The organism is uncultured Caulobacter sp., from assembly GCF_937900395.1.
In the GTDB taxonomy this organism is placed as follows: Bacteria; Pseudomonadota; Alphaproteobacteria; order Caulobacterales; family Caulobacteraceae; genus Caulobacter.
The window spans coordinates 1-1,330 of the sequence record NZ_CALCDX010000221.1; the positions used below are offsets into that span (position 1 = coordinate 1).

Here is a 1,330-nt window from a genome sequence, read left to right on the forward strand (position 1 = left end):
GCGCAGCAGCACCAGCACCGACTTGCGCTTGGCGAACCACTGGCGGCGGATCTTGGTCAGCAGGCCCGTGGCCAGCGTCTTGTCCAGGCACAGCGCCCGGGTCGACCAGCGATAGGCGAAGGCCAGGCGATTGAGGTCGTCGAGCAGACCCGGCGTGGTCGAGGGCGGAAAGCCGACGAGGGTCAGAACCCGCAGGTGGGCCCGCCCCAGGCGCGGCTCCAGGCCGGCCGCCAGGGGCTCCGTCGCCAAGAGGCTGTCGAGATAGATCGCCGTTTGTGGAACGGCGACGCGCTGGCGCGTGGTCGAGACCGCGCCGTGCAAAAAACTCAAGGTCGCTGCGTCGTCCAGCCAGAAGAGACTCGGCATGATCCCGTCGAGCAGGGCCAACAAGCGATCGGCGCGATCGGCGAAGGCGGCAAGCTCGGCGCGCCAATCGACCTCGCCCCCGGCCCGTCCTTCGACGAATAGGCGCTCCAGGCGCCCGCGCTGCTGCGCCGGCGGCAGATAGGTCAGGGTCAGGAAGTAGCGGCTCTCGAAGTGCTCGCCGCTTTGTAGGAAGTCGGCGCGCCGTTCCGCCTCGACCAGGGCCGAGACCGGATCGGGGAAATCGCTGGCTGGATAGGCGGCCGATGGGTCGCGGCGGGCCTCAACGAAAATCGCCCAACCTGAGCCCAGGCGCCGCAGGGCCCCATTGAGTCGCGCGGCGACGGCGGCGACCTCGGCGTCGGTGGCGCTGTCGAGATCGGGGCCGCGGAACTCGGCGGTGCGCTGGAAGCCGCCATCCTTGTTGAGGACCACGCCCGGTGCAACCACGGCGACCCACGGCAGGAAGTCGGCGAGCAAGGCAGGCCGCCGACGATATTCCCGAAGATCGAGCATGGGCTAGATCTCCAGGTGGCTGGGCAGGCGCACGTGCCGGCGGCCAACCTCGAAGATCTGCGGGTCGCGGCGCGCGGCCCAGACGGCCAGGCCGTGGCCGACCAGCCAGACGAACACCCCCACCGCCCACAGGCGAAGGCCAAGACCCAGGGCGGCGGCCAGGGTGCCATTGACCAGGGCGATCGCACGCGGAGCGCCGGCCAGCAGCATCGGTTCAGTTAGGGCCCGATGGACGGGCGCGGCGAAGCCCAGGGCGCGATCGCCGGCCATCAGACCAGCGCTCCGCCGCCGAACGAGAAGAACGACAGAAAGAAGGAGCTGGCCGCGAAGGCGATCGACAGGCCAAAGACGATCTGGATCAGCTTGCGCGACCCGCCCGAGGTCTCGCCGAACGCCAGGGTCAGGCCCGTGACGATGATGATGATCACCGCGATGATCTTGGCGACCGGCC

2 protein-coding genes and 1 pseudogene are annotated in these 1,330 nt (G+C 69.6%); all 3 read right to left on the reverse strand.

What is annotated here, in order from left to right; genetic code table 11:
- Window positions 1-879: pseudogene (locus Q0379_RS20100) on the reverse strand (conjugal transfer protein TrbE); the annotation flags it as partial.
- A gap of 3 nt (window positions 880-882) precedes the next feature.
- Window positions 883-1,149, reverse strand: a complete 267-nt coding sequence (locus tag Q0379_RS20105) for a VirB3 family type IV secretion system protein (RefSeq protein ID WP_299015907.1) — start codon at window positions 1,147-1,149, stop codon at window positions 883-885.
- Window positions 1,149-1,330: TrbC/VirB2 family protein (locus tag Q0379_RS20110; RefSeq protein WP_299010542.1), on the reverse strand; the 182-nt coding region annotated here is incomplete at its 5' end. The genes Q0379_RS20105 and Q0379_RS20110, both read right to left, overlap by 1 nt.

Coding starts and splice junctions, on each gene's coding strand:
- Q0379_RS20105 (WP_299015907.1), bottom strand. CDS start 1,149: ATGGCCGGCGATCGCGCCCTGGGCTTCGCCGCGCCCGTCCATCGGGCC.